Below are 16,396 nucleotides of genomic sequence, written 5' to 3' on the forward strand. Positions count from 1 at the left end.
AACCTTTTAGAAACTTCGTGAACCTCCCCCTCCTGGTCTTAATCGTGCAGGTGGTTTGATATCACTAAAACAGATCATGACGCTATCAGCCCGGTTAGGTGATAAGGCACCATCGGGTTGCTTATTTACAAGGATTTTGCCAGCACCGTTTTTACTGTAGGTCGGCTGTGATAACTCGCGCTTGAGTTGCTCTAGTTCGCGCTTATCTAAATCTTCAGTCGATAGTGAGATAAGTGCGTCAGGATCGTATTGCATGCCTTGTAATGCTCTGTAAGTGTTCTGGAAGCGCATACGCAAACTCCACCACATTTGAGCTTTTAGGTTTGCGAAGAAATCTATATTCTTCCGAGCCTCTACCATCTCAAGCTCTGGGTTATGTACTGCACCCGAGCCCCTGAACGGATCTGCTTGGATCTGATCAATTCCTTTTGCGTTGTTCTGCTCATTAATAACTCGGGCATCGCCGCGAACTCCAGCTCCCAAACCATCAGCATCGTAGAAGAACAAATTCAGTTTTTGCTCTAAGCAAATATCAATCGCCTTTTGGGTTGTTCCAAAGATGTCATCACCGATGCCTGACCATGTATCCAAATACTGCAGAACAATGCCGTGACGTGAGGCAAAGGAGTTTTTATCCTTACCCTCATCTGCCACGTCAAGTGCACCATTACGCTCACCTGATGGCTGAATCTCGAGTTTTATATGCGAATCTACCGCAGCCTCAACCCATGCCGATGGAATCAATACACCCTCAACTGAAGCGGCGTAGTCAATATCAACCTCTTGGGCTAAGACAATGTCGTCAAGCGTCGCAATTTGCTTTTCATACCACGGATGAATCAGCTTCCCATGGAGTGAGACAGTCCAGTTTTTATCTGGGTTGTCCCGCCACGCCATCGTAAACACGGCGTAACGTCCGCTGAATCGATCTTGATGAAACTTGTCCCCGATACCGTTTGGAGTTGATCCCTTGATATGAACGTTGGTGTTCTGCGATATAGCTGCATCTACAGCTTCTTGACGCTCTACGAATGCCCATTCATCAAGAAAGTACATAGTGGTACGTCCACCACGGCCAATGTTGTCTCCAGCCTCGCCCGTAACGGTCGCACCATTATCAGGATTGATAATACGCATGTAGTTGTCGTGGACCTTTTCGACAAAACTTTTCGGCTTCATCCAATCAGGAAGTTTTGAGAACATATCTCGGAACTTATGCAACAGCGTTTTAGGGTCACCCTTTTTATCAACTAGATCCTCTTTGCGACTACCTACACCACCAGCAAAACCCTCTACAAATAGCCACCGGTGCAGATAAAACCCCAGCACAACATAGCTCATACCTTCATCACGACTCTTCTCAATTAAGCCATGGGTTTGAGTGCTTTCACGTTCAAGTAACCAGTCGACCAATTCAACTTGACCAGGGCGAAGTACAAACGGAATATTTGCCGGTAATCCAAAAGGCATCCCCCTTGGATCGTAGGTCCACACCCAATGATTAAACCAATGTGCTGGATCATTCTTGCACTTGTATATCTCTGCTTGAATGCTGAGTTCACTTTGCTCTATTACGGCTCGGTAATAGTATCGTCTGGTCATCTCAGCAATGACTTCAGGCAAACGTGTGTTCATCGTCCACTCTTTGATGAGGGGCGCTATTTCTTCAATTGCGTAACTCATAATTTGCCATTAATTGCTAAGCGAGATAGCTCTTGTGCTGACATCCCTGCAAGCTGCTCAGGGGTATACATAGCGGGGCGCTGGCTGTGCTCTGTTTCAGTTTTAATCGCACCACCATCTTTGCCTGTAATTTCTAACTTACGCTCGTAGTGGCCTTTCACAATCTTTTGAATTTGATCAATCAGCTTAATCGACATCACCACATTGCCTTTCTTGGAAACCAAAAGGTCACTCAAGATTTGCAATTGAATAATGTCGTTTGCACCGATGATGTTGTAGATCGGTTGATCAATATATTTCTGCCGAGCCTCATGGAATAAATCCACTAACTCTTGCGATAGATCTGCACCTGCAGTCTTTGTTGGGTCATAACATTCAACCTGTTGTCGAGACACATCAATCTTGAAATTTTCCTTGACAGCCTCTACTACTAGGGATGGTTCCATAAACTGTGCAAGTGACCGAACAATAAAGATTTTTTCTGCTTTTTTAAGTCTTGCCATTTCTCTCCATCCGTCAAGGTACGTCAAGGAAAGTGGGCAAAAAAATTAACCTATGACACAGTTCCCACAACACGCAGATACATTAAAATCAGATACAAACGGCGCATTCTTTGAGATTTCGACTAAGCGTTTAACACTGTCGCTTGCACCCCAGCGTTTGACCACACCGTAGAACTCTTCAACGTCATGGCCAGCTAGGTAATGCTTTGGTAAGCCAGTATTGTCGCTGTACATGATTTCATCATCTTGATCACGTTCTACGCCAATGTGATAAAGCTCATGTTCTATCAGTGCACAAAAATCATGATCTGAAGCTTGCTCACAGAATGATGCATCTATAGTGATGAGATAAACAGGTACACAACCAAACCAGTCCCGCATCTGCTGTTCTTGCCGGGCTTTCTTCCATCCACCTTGGTTAAACATCACTTTGAACCGTACCAGGTTTGTCGGAGACTTTTTTATTTAAGTTAGGCCACCTGACCTAACGGGTTAATCTTATCATAGTACATTGCTTCAAACTCAAAAGGCGATACATAACCCAGTGCACTGTGTACACGCTTTTTATTGAACCAATCTACCCAGTTTAGTGTCGCAAGTTGTACATCTGCTAAACCTTGCCAATCTGCTTTTAAATATTCAATCACCTCTGTTTTGTATAAGCCATTCACCGTTTCAGCCAGAGCATTATCGTATGAATCACCAGTTGTACCGACTGATGCTCGTAAATTTGCAGCTTCTAAACGATTGGTATAGCGAATAGAAAGATATTGAACACCTCTATCGGAATGATGAATCACATTCTTAGGCATACCTCGATCGTGCAATGCTTGCTCCAATGCATCGAGCACCATATCTGTATTCATCCGTGTAGATACTTTCCATCCAACAATTGCTCGTGAGAACACATCAATAACAAATGCGGTATATACCCAGCCTGAATGAGTTTGAATATACGGGTGAGTAGACCAAGGGAATTTCACCCTTAGCCCCTCGCAGAACCGGACATGAACCTCTCAGCTCATCCGGCTCCCATTATCCAACCGATGGTAAACATCCCATTTTCCAGTGCACAAAGGCATTTGGAAAATCACGCGCAAGTCGCCCTAAGGCATATCTAGCCCGTCTTTTATGACGGGCCAAGTTTTTATACTTACGCCTCATCCAGCGTATAAGATAAGCATTCATGTGTTGCCAGATCGCTGACATTGCTGAACCATGGAATCGACCATAGTATTGCTGCCAACCTTGAAGAATTGGATTGAATATTGCAGATAAATCACTTAATTCGCGATTACACATCAGATGTAGATGCCATTTCCGAATAGTCTGTCGCATTGCTTTAAGTGCATCACGACTGACTGCAGGAGAGAAATTTACATAAACTCTTTTATACTTGTCCACAGCCTTACGGGGCCTAAACGTGTACCCGAGAAAAGTAAATTGAACATCGGGATATGCTTTACGACGATTAATATCTTGGCAATAAACAATCTTTGTCTTGTCTGGATGCAATTCGAGACCACATTCACGAAATCGTGCATCGATCTTTTGTAAAACAAGTTTGGCTTGAGATAAACTCCGACAATGAATTACGCCATCATCTGCATAACGGCAGAACCGTACACTTTGAAGATGTTTCGTAATCCACATATCAAAAGCATAATGCATAAATAAATTCGCCAATAAAGGACTCACAACACCACCTTGTGGTGTGCCGCGATTCCTTTCTAAAAGATGGCCATTTATGTGTTGCATTGGTGCTTTTAACCAACGTTGCACATATAAAAGAATCCATGGAATTTCACAGTGTTTCTTGAGTGCACGCATGAGTAAATCATGGTCGATGTTATCAAAGAGACCTTTGATATCAAATTCCACAACCCAGTCATAATCCCAACTTCGTCTCCTCACTATCGCAATTGCATCATGGGCAGAACGCCCCGGACGATATCCATATGAGTTTGGATGAAATGATGGATCAATTTTCGGCTCTAATAAGAGCTTAACTGCTGTTTGCGCGACTCGATCTGCAACTGTTGGAATACCTAGTATACGCACGCCACCTGACTTCTTTGGAATCGGAACAGCCTTAACTGGCGGTGGAAAATAACTGCCAGAACAAAGTCGATTCCATAGTTTGTATAGGTTGTTCTTTAAATGCTTTTCGAATTGCTCAATAGATTCATGATCAACGCCTGGAGCGCCACCATTCTCTTTGACTTTTTTAAATGCCTCCCAGATTAACGCTTTAGGAATATTAAATGGTTTGGTCATAAAGTTTTGCTCCTCCTGCTTGCACAGTTGACAAATCCGTAGACCTGGATAATGCAACCCCTTCGCTCCATTACCATTACAGTAACTTCAACACTACTACGAGTTGCTCCGCCCCTTGGTGACGCATTGCTATTATCAGCCTTGCCTTTTGAGCTTGTGCCTTTCGCTTGACATCGCCACCGAAGGTTCCCGCAGTTCAACGTAAGAGCCTGAATTAGGATCGCGCTGCCTCTACGCCGGACACCGAATGGCCCGTAAGCAGGTAACGGCCAAACTAATCGCGGGGTAACTTCCATCCCCGGTTTTGATGTCATTTGAGTACTTTCGACACTTGAACGGCAGTTCACTGTTGTTCGCCTTCCTAATTCTTACCTGACATCTCTACGATGCCTTTTCCATAACGCTCACGACCGGGACTTTTGATCCAAGCCGCTTATGGTGGTTTGCTACCTGCTCCTGCAAGCCGATAGCGAGGGGCCATACCCTCATCTCTTACGCCGCTTGCTGCGGCACACTAAAGTCACCCACCCATAGTTGGTTTGGATGATCAGCATTAAAATTACGTTTCACTAAATCATCTGCCCGTTTTTGGTCATCTCGGCTACGGGTGGTTTGTTTATTCTTACCTCGCCAAACACCTTGTATACCTAGCTTTTTCATTAATCGAGCAACTGTACAACGTGCAATAACATAACCCTCACGTTTTAATTTTTGCCAGACTTTACGTACACCATATCGACCTGAACTTTCCTTCCAAATTCGTTTAATTTGTTCAGCATGATGCTCATCATGTAGATCTCGTTTCGCTCGATGTTCTGGATTGTCAGCGAGATCTAAAGTTCGGTAATAGGTTGAAGCTACGATCGGTAAAATCCTACAAATCGCATCAACACCATATCGATCTTTATTGTTATGGATAAAATCCACCATTATTTGTATGGGCGGTCGAGCTCCGCCTGGGCGAAAAAAGCGGCTGCTTTACGTAGAATTTCATTGGCACGCTTTAATTCTTTAATTTCACGTTCCATTTGCTTCATTTTTTCTTGATCAGATATCTGTTGTACTTTAATAGGATTTTGCTGATCTAAATGCTTTTGATGCCAGGCACGAAGTGTTTCAGGAGTACAACCGATCTTAGGCGCAATTGCTGTGATTGCAGCCCAAGTAGAAGGATAATCTTTTTCAGATTCAATCAATAATTGAACCGCTCTTTCTCTGATTTCAGGGGTATATTTTAATTTTGTCATCGGGATAGTCTCTCAGAATATTGACTCTCCGACAAACCCGGTACGATTCACTTTTTCACATTGGCCCAATACCATGCGCTTTTTTGACTGGCATGCAGATGATGCCCAAGCAAATGCTAAAAAGGTTTCATGGTCGTGTAGTAACTCAGAGATATGGTCATGATCTGGATTGTGGAGCTGACCACCAATGGTTAGAAAGTTTTTAATCACCCATTCTTTTAATTCCACGGCGGGTGCAAGGCGAATTGCTTCTTCTTCCTCAGCCTGATCGATTAGATCCGTCGGTGGGAATGGTCTGATTTGTTCCATCTTCTATTCTCTCTAACTGCGACTTAATCCAACGAATCACACTACCCGACTCAATTGCATGTGGCTCAAAACGTTGAATCTTGTAACCCATATCTTCAGCCAAATCATATTTATTAAATGCATTCGCTATCTTTCGTCCACCACGCCCGACAGCCCAAGGACTACCCGCTATTTCAATCAGAAGTCGCAACTTCACAATATAAAAATCAAATCGCCAGTTTTTGGTGGATTCAAATTGAAATTTGCGCTCAGAGCCAATCAGGTGTTCTTCTAATTCTTGGAATAGAGTTTCTTCAGCTTCTAGGTATTTTTCTTTTGCCTTTGGTAAAGGTTTAGAGCGTGGTTTCGTTTTAGGTGGGCGCTTTTTGGTTTTCTGGAAGTAGTCGTCTGCGTTCATATTTTGCGCCCATTAAAAAACCACCCGAAGGTGGTTTAGTTATCTTGCATCATGCTCTCTGTGTTTCCATGATCGGTTCCGAGAATACGAAAAACTCATATTATCAGTCTCATGAGTCCGTTCTTGATGATTAAGCTTCTCAATCATTTCTATAAGAGCACCACCCCCATGGGCCTGCTCTTTATATAATGCTCTCAAGACAAGCTCGGCAGGCTTCCCAATTTCTACGCGATCACTCTCCCAGTTACGAACAGTGGACTCGTTGACGCTTAAAATGCCTGCTAGGTTTTTCTGCGAAAGATTTAGTTCTTTTCGCAAGAAGCGAATTTCTTCACCATTTAGTTCTGGTTTTTCATTAATCAAATAGAGGCCAATTGTTTTATGAAGTTCGTTCACTGATGCAATAGACACCAATTCACCATATTCTTCATCGGTTTCAATTTCAAAACCATCAACAAGCCAAACATTGCTTAAACCACACTCTTCATAGTGATACATAACTGTGCCTATTCTTTAAATGTAGTAACAACAATGGAAAAGTCCCCGTTTTCACGAACCTTAATCACAACCACGGTTGTAATGAACTCTCCCGCAGTGCGAACCGAAATATTCAGTTGGCAATCTCCATGAGTAGTTGGGTATGGACCTTCCGTAATATCTCCGTGCTCAAAACAGCAAATAATCTGTTTAAGCGAGATACCGCGCTCCTGCATTCTCTCCCTAACATGTTTTGTTAGTTTGATCTTTCTAGTGTCTTTTGCAATTTCTCTAAGCTTACGCTTAGCTTCAATTTCGGTTAAACACATATACAGACACTTTATTGATTAGGTTGAGTGATTCGCGCAGAACCGTTAATTATTAGCGGTATATGCGAATAGTATTCCATTGAGAATATTCGGTCAATGTTTTTCGGTTACCACATGTAAAGTCGATAGGCAATCTTGATGTTTGTCAAAGGCATTATATCTTGTCGCAATGCATCATTTTAATTGTATCTTTCTCATCCATATAGCGCTTCACGTAAATTCTTAATCCGATCCTTCAACTTAATCATGATGCCGTCAATCGCCAGCATCTCATTTCGAGTCAAACCTGAACGGCTTAAGTTTTGGTACTTAGACAGCTCAGCACTACAAAATTCTAAGTCTTTTTTCGCTTGTACACGATCTGCCATAAATCCCAACCCTCCGGTATTTTCGGATAGTTCAAATAAGAAAAGAAAAACCCCGCCAAGTTTGTTATCTCAGCGGGGTTTTATGTGCCGTAATACGTTCGGCAATTTTTTAGTCAAAAAAAACCCACATCATTGGGGTCGATGTGGGCGAAACTTGAAATCCAAAATGTGGAGATTTTGAATAATCGGTAAGATAATATGTATTATATAGGACTTACGCATTGACGGATTCAAAAAAGTATTAAAATACTTTATAAAGTATCTGTGATCAGACGAATTAAACATGCTTCTACAGCAACTTGTACATTACCCATTTATATGGGCTTTCTCATGACAGAACCGAACTCTATTAGCTGCACACAACTTGCCGAGACTTATAACATCTCGCATGATAGTGTAAATCGCTTTCTAGAACGTGAAGACTACACACCTCACGACCTATATCAAGAAGCAATTCAACATATTGATAATAATAAACTTATAGTCAGTATTGATGATACTGTTTTAGATAAACCCTATAGTCAACATATGGACTTGGTTAGCTATTTTTGGTCAGGCAAACACCACCGATCCGTCAAGGGTATTAATCTCATTACCTTGTATGCGACAGATCAGAATGGTCAAAATATTCCAATTAATTTCCGAATTTATGACAAATCTGAAAGTAAAACCAAGAATGATTACTTTATGGATATGTTAAGTGAAGTACTCAGTTGGGGTGCAAAGATTCAATTTATTACAGGTGATAGTTGGTATTCATCGACTGGAAATCTAAAAACCATAAGAAAATATGGTATTCGATTTATGTTTGGTATCGACTGTAACCGTAAGGTTTCCCCAGAAAAAGGACAATGGTTTCAACTGCGTTTATTGCCAAATTTCCATCAGGGTCAAGTGGTCTGGCTCAAAGATTTTGGCTTTGTACAATTATTTAAGACTCAGTTAAAAGAACAGCAGAGGTTTTATATTGTGCATCAAGATGAAGATGATTTATTGTCCTTTGAGGGTTTTCATGAATTACATTCAAGTCATTGGAAAATAGAGCAATATCACCGGGTGATTAAACAGGTTTGTCATATTGAAAAGTTTCAAGTAAGACGATCTAAACTGATTTTGAATCATATTTTTTCAGCCTTGATGGCCTACGTCGAGATACAAAAGAACCAGTTTGAGCGGATCTTTGAAAATGTATATCGTTGGCAGAAGAAATTATTTAGACCAGTTATCAAAAACTTCATTGATGACTTTATTCTCGATAAAAATCATCTGCTACCACAGAGAATCTATAAATAATAGTGCGTAAGTCCTATTATATTTGAGATCTAACTCGTTTTAAAAATAAACTATTAATTACTAAGTGGTTTTAACGATTAAATTGAATTAAGTCACTTTATTTCTTTCATGCAATCACGGCACACTTTAATTTCTTCATCGTCAACCGTGTAATCGATCTCAGTCGCACCATGCAGGCCGAATAAGCACATCAGTAATCTAAGCATGATTTTACTCCTGGCTAATCAAGCATTTTAACTTGGTGTGATTACACTAATATTTCTCAGGGCAATAAAAAAAGGATGTGGTGATCTGCCACACCCCTGCCTATAGTTCGATATTAATCAGCTCGGCAACTGATCTACCGCTACTCACAATCACATCAACCTTACATGCACGGTTAACTTTACTTGCTTTCATTCTCTTTAAGGTCGGGTTGCCAAGCCCTAGCTGGAATTGCCTAAACCATCTAGGCGTTTACTCAAGGCATGTTCTGTAAGCTGGCACACTCACAGGATAGGGTTGCCAAATTTCGGCAACAAAAAAGCCCAGTCATTTGACCGAGCTTTGATGTATGTAAAATCTGGGTGGCGGCATTAAAATTTAAACCACTACGAATAAAGTCAAGCCGCCATAAAAAAAGCCTAATCCACGGGGACTAGGCTATAAACTTTGAATCTTTTTTCGTTGGTAGCGGGAGCTGGATTTGAACCAACGACCTTCGGGTTATGAGCCCGACGAGCTACCAGACTGCTCCATCCCGCATCAACGAGTTAGCTTTATACGCCCTAAGCAACCACAAAGCAAACTTTATTTGAAATATAAGCACTTATAGTATTAACGAAATTCAAAATATCTTAAGCCTACCCTAAAATTGCTTCAGTTATAAATGCTGGATGAGATGCTCGATAGAGGCTCAATCTTCTCTTTTCACCCTCTAAAAACAACTTGGGTTCTTCTGACCATATTGATTTTCTCGAATCAAGCCCGGATAGACCTAGTGCCCAATCAGAAACAGCCCCATAAACAAAAGTATTATCAGCGAAAATTAATTTGGTCTTGTTATGTGTACTATTTATAAGAACTTTATGTGTTGGTAATGAACCGAATACACTAATCTGTGTGTAAATGTATTTATAGATTTCAGGCATATAGAGGAGCACTTAAAAGAGAGTGTCACTATACCATCTTAGTTGTTTAAAAAGCCCATCAAAGCCCATGCAATTTGTATACAGCAATAAAAAAGCCCTACATCTCTGTAAGGCTTTTCCCCTTGGTCATTTGCGCTGATACAAGGAATCGTTGTTTTTTTATTTACAACAAAATAATTAAATCATTAATCGTATAAAAAATGAAGCAAAAAAAACCTGCAACTTGGGGAAGATGCAGGTATAAACTGATATTAACTATCATGGAGAACTTAATACCACTAATATACTTGGTTTATATTGAGATCTCATTCACATTTTATTCCAAATTATTTAGGAATAAAAAAAAGCCCACCATTTGGCGAGCTTTCCTTGATGCCTAAACCTACTCTTTTGAACACTTCACTTCAAACTGGTATTCGTCTTGGGTAACCTTAATTTTAATATTTTTATATTTTCGTTTGTTTGGATCCATTGCCGACCCTGCTACCTCCTCAAAAAAGCTACGATCATTCATTAGCTCGCCATACACTTTATAACCCAACAAAATCCTTTCAGGTTTTTTGCCGTTAACTACTAATTCACTAAGAGTATCATCTAATTTCTTGACAGTTAGAATTGCCATTTCAGTTAAAGCTCAAAACAAAAATTCATTATTGCTTATTTTCATGAACAAACAATGTCAAAAAAAGCCCACCAAATGGTGAGCTTTTAAGTCTTGGTCTCGGATAAACCGTAATACGACCAGTATAGTGAAACTATAGCCTAGTCAGTAAAATTTTCCTAGTATTATTTTAAGCGTCCATATATGTCAGTTTCTTGTATTTTTTAATTGCTTTAGATGCCTCATCTATAGCCGATTCAATTGCCATATCCATTAACTTTTCATATTTTTTCCATGTGCAATCATAGGCCTTGAGTGACATTTGACGCGCTCCCACTCCCGCATAATATAAACGACCCTTAGCTGTGTAATTTTCCTCTAATCCAGGATCTAAAGAAAAATCTATAACCATGCGTGCAATTAAGTAAGCCAAGTGATTCATAGTAATTTGCTCAGGCTCCCGTTTCTTATCAGCCACGGCGTTTTGAAGCATGATATTTACCAGGTGCATACGCACATATTCATAATCGCTTTCGCACTTCCCATCAAAGACAATAAGTGCTGTAACTGACTTTGCGAGCTGTGTTTCCATACTCGCAATCGCACCCAAGCGGTCTTCATAATTCAAAGGCTTCTCCCCAGTGCCATGAGCTTGTGGCTCAAAGTTTGGCGACTTTGCAGTAATGCCATGAGTCAACCATTCAAATTGTTCAAATTTATCTGCCATAACTGCATTCATTCCATCACCCACTCATTTAAATAATTTGCATGTATGCTGAGTACCATTAACCCAGTACACATCCTGACTTTTGCAAACCTGAACCGTATTCCACGTATTTACAGCAACAGCAAGAATCATCAATAAGATGAAACCAGCAATCCAAAGCCAGTCATTATTCCTACGTTTCATCCCAAATCCCCTACCATCTTCTCTATTTGCTCAATCGCTTTGCCGCTTTTCACTTGCTCGGTGCTAAACCGTATTACCTGATAACCCATCATTGTTGCTGCATTGTATTTATCTAAATCTCCTAAATACCCCTTACCCCTTGTATGCCTACCATTACTCCAGATCCCACCTTCCACTTCGACCAATACCTTTTTGCCCTTCAAATGAAAATCAGCTCTCCATTTACGTGTAGGGTGAAATTTAAACTCCTGCTCAAACTCGATTCTCAAAGCCCTCAAGGCTGTGGCCAATATCACCTCACCCTCACTCTGTACTTTTTCACCTTTTACCTTTGGACGCTTAGATCCTCTTTTAGGTTTATTCGCACCGATCATTTTTTTGTATTCAGCAATGGAGTAGCTGCTTGTCATCAGTCACCCGAAATCAACTTGATCACCAAAATCACTACAACCAATGCAGAGCAAAATCCTAGTCCAAAACTAAAGCCACGATTCATCCACTCCCAAACAGCGCCATTATTAAAACCGCCGTTTACCCACTTCCAAAAAAACTTGATTGCGAAAAACACAAATGCACTAAGCAGTAGACAGAGTAGAAAGTCTTTATTACTCATCCCTCAACCACCTCCACATCAGCACACAAACACATGAACGGCGTTCCATCATCCAAGCGCCCAAATACGCGACCATCTTCAACTCGGTCTAATACGCCGCAACCAGTGAAGCGTTTGCCTGAATAAATTGTTGCGGATTCACCAATAAAATCTACTTTTACGCGGTCGCCTTTATTCATCCCTTCACCTCAAACAACTGCTTCGCCTTATCCGTTAAAAAGAATCGCGATTCATCTGCAAAACCTGCATCTTTTCATTTGATATACCCAGCTTGCTCTAAATCCTTCAGGTATCGCTGTGCTGTTCTTAAACTGAGATCGTTTAATGCTGTTTTGCGAAGTTCAGATACCGTTGCTATTGGGGTGGTTTCAATTGCCTTGAGCGCATGGATCACACGTTCAAATATTGCAATCTGATTCACTGGAGTGCCGACCAAATCAATAACACTGTTATCACTTAGGTATTTCATCAATTAATCTCCACGGTCATACCGACATGATCCTGCTCAACCACAGATATTCCGCGTGTGATTGCTGCCTTGCTCGGTAATTTTTTGAAGTCAATCAGATTCACTTCATGGCAGTGTTTGCACATGAATGAATTTTTATTTTCCAGTTTTTTATAAATTTCCCGTGCCTCAGATAAAACACTGTTATTTCTTTCTGTAGCCCGATTGAGGTGCTTAAGGTGCTTTTGAATCCACCAGACCGGGTTTAAGCGAACATTGCAGTCAGTGCATAAAACTTCATTTTCTTCTGCTGATATCTGGATGTTTTTATGTTCGCATGTGCAACGTTCAGACTTGCGTGAAAACTTAATGACATTTTCCACAGTATCAATATTTATCGTATGGTCTTCTTTATAGCTCACACTTCACCCCCAACACGTTCATCTGCCCAATTACACTCCACCACATCCAAGCCATCATGCTGAAAACGGGACCAGAGACGATCACCAAGGTCTTGTTCCAATTCATGTGCTGTCATGTTTGAAATCAACATGGTTGGCTTGCCAGCGTCATAACGTGAGTAAAGAACTTTGTGCACCAGCTGGAGACGGTTTTCATGGCGGTCATGCAATCCATATTCATCAAGAATCAATAGATCGTATTCAGTGAAGCGATGAACAGCGTTTACTTCACTATCATCAGCCTTGGTCCATGCATTCGCTATTTCATTGGCCATGTCTTCAGAGGTCACATAGCGGGCATACTTTTGGGTCTCGAGAATGTTTCGAGCTACGGCGCAAGCTAAGTGTGTTTTCCCAGTACCGGTGCGACCAATCATGATTAAGTTGCGCTTGATCCCCTTCGTGAAATCTTTCACAAATGTGACGCATTGAGTTTTTGCATTTTGCTGACCGCTATTCGCGACCAAGTATTCTCTGAACCCACTGTTCGCATGACGGGTTGGAAGTTTTGCGCCTTGGAAGTGTTTTTCACGAACCATCGCATTCACGGCGTTGTGATGTTCTGCTTGAGCTTTGTTAAGCGCTTCTGTTGAGCATTGCTTGCAGAACGACTTACCACGGAAAGAAACCATTTGTGCCTGGTGCAACTGGCAAAATTCTGTTGATTGCTGAATATCAAAACTAAGCGGTGCGATTGCGTTCATAGGAGCCCCCTTGTATCCACATCACCTGTTGCTGGTTCATAGTTCTGAACTTCACCCCAAGGATCGTTCACATTGCGGTTATTTGGTTTTTCAGAAGATTGTTTACGTTTTGGTTTTCTTCCTTCACGCTCTGTCTTGGTTACTTGCTTCTCAAATTCCTGCACCAACCAAGCTGCGAACTTTCTCGTTTTTTGGTTTTCGGTGAGATGGATTTTGTTTTCCCAGTGCGCATTGAAACTACCCAAGTGAAACTGGAAATCAGGCATGGTTAAAATTTCATTTACGCGATGGCTGAATTTCGTTTGAAGCAAAATTGTGCTTAGGAAATTTTGATCAGGTTTCCATGAATCATCCTGAGCTGAATTTTCAGGCAATTCCTGTTGTGTGTTTATATCTGTAGTAATCTCTGTAGTAGTCTCTGTATTTGTCCCCTTTTTGAAATGGGGAGGGTCTGCCTTTTCAAATGGGGAGCCTCCCCCTTTTGAAAGTGGGAGGGTGGTCATTTCAAAAAGCACAGGTGTAATGAGCTCAATAAACAAAACATTGTTGTATTTCTGATTGTTAGCTTCAATTGTTCGGAAGTGACGTTTTAGCACCCCACATTTCTCGAGACGATCAAATGCCTCTTTGACTTGCTGTTTTGAGAAGCCATATTGATCAGAAAAACTCTGGTAAGAACGCTGCAAAAGATCAGATTTAAACTTCTTTTTAACGCGCACAACTTGGCCAGAATATTCATCACGCACCACTGTAGGTCGATGCCAATAAACGATTTCTGAAAGCACAACGATAGCGTTTAAATCGGGTTTTCCACTCTCTAAAACGAATGTACTAAGCCAACTGGTCGGCAAGATATTGCCTTCAAGGTGAACACTACCAACCTGATCCACGACATCATGGCCAGTGCTGAATAAACTCATTTAGCACACTCCAATTTGACAAAGTACGTCGTCTACAAAGGCGTTAGGCACCTGAAAGCTGTTAGGAGTGAATTGACTCATTTGTTTAATAAACCCGCAGCAGCAACGAGTGCCGTTAATCTTGTTAATCCAAAGGCTGTAATGCGTGCTTGGGTGTAAACCTTGTCACCCTCTACACATGCAATCACCTGTGAAACCTTGTTTACCATTACCTTTTGCTCTACTCGTTGTGCATATGCACATAACCGTCGGTGACGGCTGTTTTCTCTAAACACCCAGCGCTTCTTCAACATGAAGTCAATGAGCTTTGATTCTTGAATCCCGATGGTCTTTGCTGAATCACGAATTGAATACGTGTTTACAGTGTCTGCAATCACATCCATAACCTGTGCCTTAGGCTCTAACACGGCGACATGGTCCTTAAGCGCTTGGTTTTCTTGTTCAGCAGCTAAGGCCAATTGGATTAGTTCCATTCGGCTGAGTTCGACAGGTTTTGATGCTTTGTCTTCGAGTTCTTTCCAGCGCTTAATGACTCGGTTCCGCAATAAAATGCTATAACCTGTGATCAGAGTCATTGTTAGCTCTTCGTCTAGCAGATACTCGGTTTGCTCACGATTCATAGAGTCCAAATAGGTACATCCAAATTTGGATGCATCTAAATTGAGGCCACGAAATACAACCTCACAATCACGCTTCACATGAAAGTGTTCTTTTTCACATAGCTCAGCAATTTCACGACTCGACATCGTTTTTTGATTTTCTTGAAACTGTGTTATCATCGGCATATTCATTAAGATTTACCCTCTGAATTGAATGCTAAAGCCCGATCTCAACTCTCGGGCTTTTCTTTTTTTAATCACGACACTTCACCCAGACTCTGCTCGGTCAGAGAAAGTCGGCGTTTTAATTTCAGCTCCAATGTTGTTGCATGACGAACCTCTGTTGGATCTACAACAACAACGATCACTCCATTCGTTGTAACGCCAATACCACCCAGTGAGGTTGTGTACTCAACGGAAAGTAAATCTCCCGTATCAAAAACACGATTCACTAGAGTCACTGGAGCGATTAGCACCACCGTATCCCCTTGTAAGAAATCGTTATTTGCATTGTCTTGAATTGCTTGTTGTGCTAAATTTGTTCTCATATTCATTGGTTCCGATAATTAATGAATTGAAAAGCCTGATTTCTGCGATCAGGCTTTTTCTTTGTGTGAATTCCCGTGAATCCCTTCCGATCCCTCAAGAAAGCTGACTTCGGTTGACAAGTCCCTTACTAAGGCTGCTAATCCCAAGCGCTCAAAAGATTTTGCTTGTAAATTAAGAACATGCCACTCACCCACGATTTCTTTTTCAAGTAAGAAAGCGAGGTACTGAGCAAGGTCTTTACCCTTAATTTCAGCGAGAGTTTTAGCTCGCTCATGTATTTCAGGAGACAAACGGACATGCGTAGATTTCTTTTCAAGGCTCATACTTTCACCACTTGTGTAGGTAGATCGCTTTGTTTATTCAAGCCAATTTTTAATATTTGCGACTTCGATAGCTCACCATCTGTTAATGCAGAAATTTGCTCCGCATAGTCGGTTTCGCCCTTGTAATCTGTATATGGAAGCGTGTTTCTTGCAATCCATTTATAGATTGCTCTTTCGGTGATGTTTATTGATTTAGCAACCACTTTCACGCCACCAGCGCATGTAATTGCACTTTTTATAGTAAGCATAACCCTA

The 16,396-nt window shown here is 41.3% G+C and carries 23 protein-coding genes, 1 tRNA gene, 4 pseudogenes and 1 other annotated feature; of the genes and pseudogenes, 1 reads left to right on the forward strand and 27 read right to left on the reverse strand.

What is annotated here, in order from left to right:
* Window positions 1-6: 6 nt before the first annotated feature.
* From AC4CUZ_RS14035 to AC4CUZ_RS14085, 11 genes and pseudogenes are all read right to left on the reverse strand, one after another.
* Window positions 7-1,683 (reverse strand): terminase large subunit, encoded by a 1,677-nt coding sequence (locus AC4CUZ_RS14035; protein WP_490747821.1) that lies wholly within the window; start codon window positions 1,681-1,683, stop codon window positions 7-9.
* Window positions 1,680-2,186: a DUF2280 domain-containing protein gene (locus AC4CUZ_RS14040; RefSeq protein WP_148826315.1), complete on the reverse strand. Its 507-nt coding sequence runs from the start codon at window positions 2,184-2,186 to the stop codon at window positions 1,680-1,682. The genes AC4CUZ_RS14035 and AC4CUZ_RS14040 overlap by 4 nt, the downstream gene beginning before the upstream one ends.
* 45 nt (window positions 2,187-2,231) lie before the next feature.
* Window positions 2,232-2,618: pseudogene (locus AC4CUZ_RS14045) on the reverse strand (putative metallopeptidase); the annotation flags it as partial.
* A 38-nt stretch (window positions 2,619-2,656) separates the two neighbouring features.
* Window positions 2,657-3,142 (reverse strand): annotated as a pseudogene (locus AC4CUZ_RS14050) (IS3 family transposase); the annotation flags it as partial.
* Window positions 3,143-3,221: 79 nt separating this feature from the next.
* Window positions 3,222-4,463, reverse strand: coding sequence for a group II intron reverse transcriptase/maturase (gene ltrA, locus AC4CUZ_RS14055; protein WP_490747823.1), 1,242 nt, complete (start codon window positions 4,461-4,463; stop codon window positions 3,222-3,224).
* Between the two features lie 504 nt (window positions 4,464-4,967).
* Window positions 4,968-5,710: pseudogene (locus AC4CUZ_RS14060) on the reverse strand (IS3 family transposase); the annotation flags it as partial.
* Window positions 5,319-5,435: a sequence feature (AL1L pseudoknot), on the reverse strand. Its footprint overlaps the pseudogene before it by 117 nt.
* A 48-nt stretch (window positions 5,711-5,758) precedes the next feature.
* Window positions 5,759-6,019 (reverse strand): annotated as a pseudogene (locus AC4CUZ_RS14065) (putative metallopeptidase); the annotation flags it as partial.
* On the reverse strand, window positions 5,970-6,416 hold the full coding sequence (locus tag AC4CUZ_RS14070) for a PDDEXK family nuclease (RefSeq protein ID WP_490747824.1): 447 nt from the start codon (window positions 6,414-6,416) through the stop codon (window positions 5,970-5,972). The pseudogene AC4CUZ_RS14065 and the gene AC4CUZ_RS14070, both read right to left, overlap by 50 nt.
* A gap of 39 nt (window positions 6,417-6,455) precedes the next feature.
* Window positions 6,456-6,914: a helix-turn-helix domain-containing protein gene (locus tag AC4CUZ_RS14075; RefSeq protein WP_419283564.1), complete on the reverse strand. Its 459-nt coding sequence runs from the start codon at window positions 6,912-6,914 to the stop codon at window positions 6,456-6,458.
* An 8-nt stretch (window positions 6,915-6,922) separates the two neighbouring features.
* Window positions 6,923-7,222 carry a DUF4258 domain-containing protein gene (locus AC4CUZ_RS14080; RefSeq protein ID WP_490747825.1) on the reverse strand — a complete coding sequence of 100 codons (300 nt, stop codon included), beginning with the start codon at window positions 7,220-7,222 and terminating at the stop codon, window positions 6,923-6,925.
* Between the two features lie 194 nt (window positions 7,223-7,416).
* Complete coding sequence (locus AC4CUZ_RS14085) at window positions 7,417-7,590, reverse strand: hypothetical protein (protein ID WP_490747826.1); 174 nt, start codon at window positions 7,588-7,590, stop codon at window positions 7,417-7,419.
* A gap of 264 nt (window positions 7,591-7,854) precedes the next feature.
* On the opposite strand from AC4CUZ_RS14085, the gene AC4CUZ_RS14090 reads away from it, so the two are divergent.
* Window positions 7,855-8,883, forward strand: a complete 1,029-nt coding sequence (locus AC4CUZ_RS14090) for an IS701 family transposase (RefSeq protein WP_007116247.1) — start codon at window positions 7,855-7,857, stop codon at window positions 8,881-8,883.
* Between the two features lie 667 nt (window positions 8,884-9,550).
* Here the strand turns inward: AC4CUZ_RS14090 and AC4CUZ_RS14095 are convergent.
* The 16 genes from AC4CUZ_RS14095 to AC4CUZ_RS14170 form a co-directional block, all read right to left on the reverse strand.
* A tRNA-Met gene (locus AC4CUZ_RS14095) sits at window positions 9,551-9,627 on the reverse strand.
* A 98-nt stretch (window positions 9,628-9,725) separates the two neighbouring features.
* The gene (locus tag AC4CUZ_RS14100; RefSeq protein ID WP_058869380.1) at window positions 9,726-10,013 is read right to left on the reverse strand and encodes a hypothetical protein; all 288 of its coding nucleotides are present in this window, start codon (window positions 10,011-10,013) and stop codon (window positions 9,726-9,728) included.
* A gap of 382 nt (window positions 10,014-10,395) precedes the next feature.
* Window positions 10,396-10,635 (reverse strand): hypothetical protein, encoded by a 240-nt coding sequence (locus AC4CUZ_RS14105; protein ID WP_490747827.1) that lies wholly within the window; start codon window positions 10,633-10,635, stop codon window positions 10,396-10,398.
* A 169-nt stretch (window positions 10,636-10,804) separates the two neighbouring features.
* Window positions 10,805-11,353: a hypothetical protein gene (locus AC4CUZ_RS14110; protein ID WP_490747828.1), complete on the reverse strand. Its 549-nt coding sequence runs from the start codon at window positions 11,351-11,353 to the stop codon at window positions 10,805-10,807.
* A gap of 12 nt (window positions 11,354-11,365) precedes the next feature.
* Complete coding sequence (locus tag AC4CUZ_RS14115; protein WP_201706302.1) at window positions 11,366-11,524, reverse strand: hypothetical protein; 159 nt, start codon at window positions 11,522-11,524, stop codon at window positions 11,366-11,368.
* Window positions 11,521-11,934, reverse strand: a complete 414-nt coding sequence (locus AC4CUZ_RS14120) for a DUF559 domain-containing protein (protein WP_490747829.1) — start codon at window positions 11,932-11,934, stop codon at window positions 11,521-11,523. Before AC4CUZ_RS14120 ends, AC4CUZ_RS14115 begins: the two co-directional genes overlap by 4 nt.
* Window positions 11,934-12,137: a hypothetical protein gene (locus tag AC4CUZ_RS14125; RefSeq protein WP_291375075.1), complete on the reverse strand. Its 204-nt coding sequence runs from the start codon at window positions 12,135-12,137 to the stop codon at window positions 11,934-11,936. The genes AC4CUZ_RS14120 and AC4CUZ_RS14125 overlap by 1 nt, the downstream gene beginning before the upstream one ends.
* Window positions 12,134-12,316 (reverse strand): hypothetical protein, encoded by a 183-nt coding sequence (locus AC4CUZ_RS14130; protein WP_281199293.1) that lies wholly within the window; start codon window positions 12,314-12,316, stop codon window positions 12,134-12,136. The genes AC4CUZ_RS14125 and AC4CUZ_RS14130 overlap by 4 nt, the downstream gene beginning before the upstream one ends.
* Before the next feature lie 74 nt (window positions 12,317-12,390).
* Window positions 12,391-12,606, reverse strand: a complete 216-nt coding sequence (locus AC4CUZ_RS14135) for a winged helix-turn-helix domain-containing protein (protein ID WP_490747830.1) — start codon at window positions 12,604-12,606, stop codon at window positions 12,391-12,393.
* A complete protein-coding gene (locus AC4CUZ_RS14140; RefSeq protein WP_490747831.1) occupies window positions 12,606-13,007 on the reverse strand; it encodes a hypothetical protein in 402 nt (133 codons plus the stop codon). Before AC4CUZ_RS14140 ends, AC4CUZ_RS14135 begins: the two co-directional genes overlap by 1 nt.
* Window positions 13,004-13,750 (reverse strand): ATP-binding protein, encoded by a 747-nt coding sequence (locus AC4CUZ_RS14145; RefSeq protein ID WP_279662075.1) that lies wholly within the window; start codon window positions 13,748-13,750, stop codon window positions 13,004-13,006. The genes AC4CUZ_RS14140 and AC4CUZ_RS14145 overlap by 4 nt, the downstream gene beginning before the upstream one ends.
* A complete protein-coding gene (locus AC4CUZ_RS14150; RefSeq protein ID WP_490747832.1) occupies window positions 13,747-14,670 on the reverse strand; it encodes a hypothetical protein in 924 nt (307 codons plus the stop codon). Before AC4CUZ_RS14150 ends, AC4CUZ_RS14145 begins: the two co-directional genes overlap by 4 nt.
* Window positions 14,671-14,747: 77 nt before the next feature.
* A complete protein-coding gene (locus AC4CUZ_RS14155; protein ID WP_428871404.1) occupies window positions 14,748-15,461 on the reverse strand; it encodes a phage antirepressor KilAC domain-containing protein in 714 nt (237 codons plus the stop codon).
* A 65-nt stretch (window positions 15,462-15,526) separates the two neighbouring features.
* Entirely contained in the window at window positions 15,527-15,817 is a 291-nt protein-coding gene (locus tag AC4CUZ_RS14160; protein ID WP_490747833.1) for a hypothetical protein, read from the reverse strand.
* Window positions 15,818-15,865: 48 nt separating this feature from the next.
* Window positions 15,866-16,141 (reverse strand): hypothetical protein, encoded by a 276-nt coding sequence (locus tag AC4CUZ_RS14165; protein WP_130234757.1) that lies wholly within the window; start codon window positions 16,139-16,141, stop codon window positions 15,866-15,868.
* Window positions 16,138-16,389: a helix-turn-helix domain-containing protein gene (locus AC4CUZ_RS14170; protein ID WP_242760359.1), complete on the reverse strand. Its 252-nt coding sequence runs from the start codon at window positions 16,387-16,389 to the stop codon at window positions 16,138-16,140. The genes AC4CUZ_RS14165 and AC4CUZ_RS14170 overlap by 4 nt, the downstream gene beginning before the upstream one ends.
* Window positions 16,390-16,396 lie beyond the last annotated feature (7 nt).

It is taken from the genome of Acinetobacter sp. 789_lipA, assembly GCF_058242845.1.

Bases quoted from the DNA above. Each gene is read 5' to 3' on its own strand.
- AC4CUZ_RS14035 (WP_490747821.1), bottom strand. From the start codon at position 1,683: ATGAGTTACGCAATTGAAGAAATAGCGCCCCTCATCAAAGAGTGGACG.
- AC4CUZ_RS14135 (WP_490747830.1), bottom strand. From the start codon at position 12,606: ATGAAATACCTAAGTGATAACAGTGTTATTGATTTGGTCGGCACTCCA.
- AC4CUZ_RS14145 (WP_279662075.1), bottom strand. From the start codon at position 13,750: ATGAACGCAATCGCACCGCTTAGTTTTGATATTCAGCAATCAACAGAA.
- AC4CUZ_RS14075 (WP_419283564.1), bottom strand. From the start codon at position 6,914: ATGTATCACTATGAAGAGTGTGGTTTAAGCAATGTTTGGCTTGTTGAT.
- AC4CUZ_RS14120 (WP_490747829.1), bottom strand. From the start codon at position 11,934: ATGACAAGCAGCTACTCCATTGCTGAATACAAAAAAATGATCGGTGCG.
- ltrA (WP_490747823.1), bottom strand. From the start codon at position 4,463: ATGACCAAACCATTTAATATTCCTAAAGCGTTAATCTGGGAGGCATTT.
- AC4CUZ_RS14110 (WP_490747828.1), bottom strand. From the start codon at position 11,353: ATGAATGCAGTTATGGCAGATAAATTTGAACAATTTGAATGGTTGACT.
- AC4CUZ_RS14165 (WP_130234757.1), bottom strand. From the start codon at position 16,141: ATGAGCCTTGAAAAGAAATCTACGCATGTCCGTTTGTCTCCTGAAATA.
- AC4CUZ_RS14130 (WP_281199293.1), bottom strand. From the start codon at position 12,316: ATGAATAAAGGCGACCGCGTAAAAGTAGATTTTATTGGTGAATCCGCA.
- AC4CUZ_RS14150 (WP_490747832.1), bottom strand. From the start codon at position 14,670: ATGAGTTTATTCAGCACTGGCCATGATGTCGTGGATCAGGTTGGTAGT.
- AC4CUZ_RS14160 (WP_490747833.1), bottom strand. From the start codon at position 15,817: ATGAGAACAAATTTAGCACAACAAGCAATTCAAGACAATGCAAATAAC.
- AC4CUZ_RS14040 (WP_148826315.1), bottom strand. From the start codon at position 2,186: ATGGCAAGACTTAAAAAAGCAGAAAAAATCTTTATTGTTCGGTCACTT.
- AC4CUZ_RS14070 (WP_490747824.1), bottom strand. From the start codon at position 6,416: ATGAACGCAGACGACTACTTCCAGAAAACCAAAAAGCGCCCACCTAAA.
- AC4CUZ_RS14170 (WP_242760359.1), bottom strand. From the start codon at position 16,389: ATGCTTACTATAAAAAGTGCAATTACATGCGCTGGTGGCGTGAAAGTG.
- AC4CUZ_RS14155 (WP_428871404.1), bottom strand. From the start codon at position 15,461: ATGAATATGCCGATGATAACACAGTTTCAAGAAAATCAAAAAACGATG.
- AC4CUZ_RS14080 (WP_490747825.1), bottom strand. From the start codon at position 7,222: ATGTGTTTAACCGAAATTGAAGCTAAGCGTAAGCTTAGAGAAATTGCA.
- AC4CUZ_RS14105 (WP_490747827.1), bottom strand. From the start codon at position 10,635: ATGGCAATTCTAACTGTCAAGAAATTAGATGATACTCTTAGTGAATTA.
- AC4CUZ_RS14125 (WP_291375075.1), bottom strand. From the start codon at position 12,137: ATGAGTAATAAAGACTTTCTACTCTGTCTACTGCTTAGTGCATTTGTG.
- AC4CUZ_RS14115 (WP_201706302.1), bottom strand. From the start codon at position 11,524: ATGAAACGTAGGAATAATGACTGGCTTTGGATTGCTGGTTTCATCTTA.
- AC4CUZ_RS14100 (WP_058869380.1), bottom strand. From the start codon at position 10,013: ATGCCTGAAATCTATAAATACATTTACACACAGATTAGTGTATTCGGT.
- AC4CUZ_RS14085 (WP_490747826.1), bottom strand. From the start codon at position 7,590: ATGGCAGATCGTGTACAAGCGAAAAAAGACTTAGAATTTTGTAGTGCT.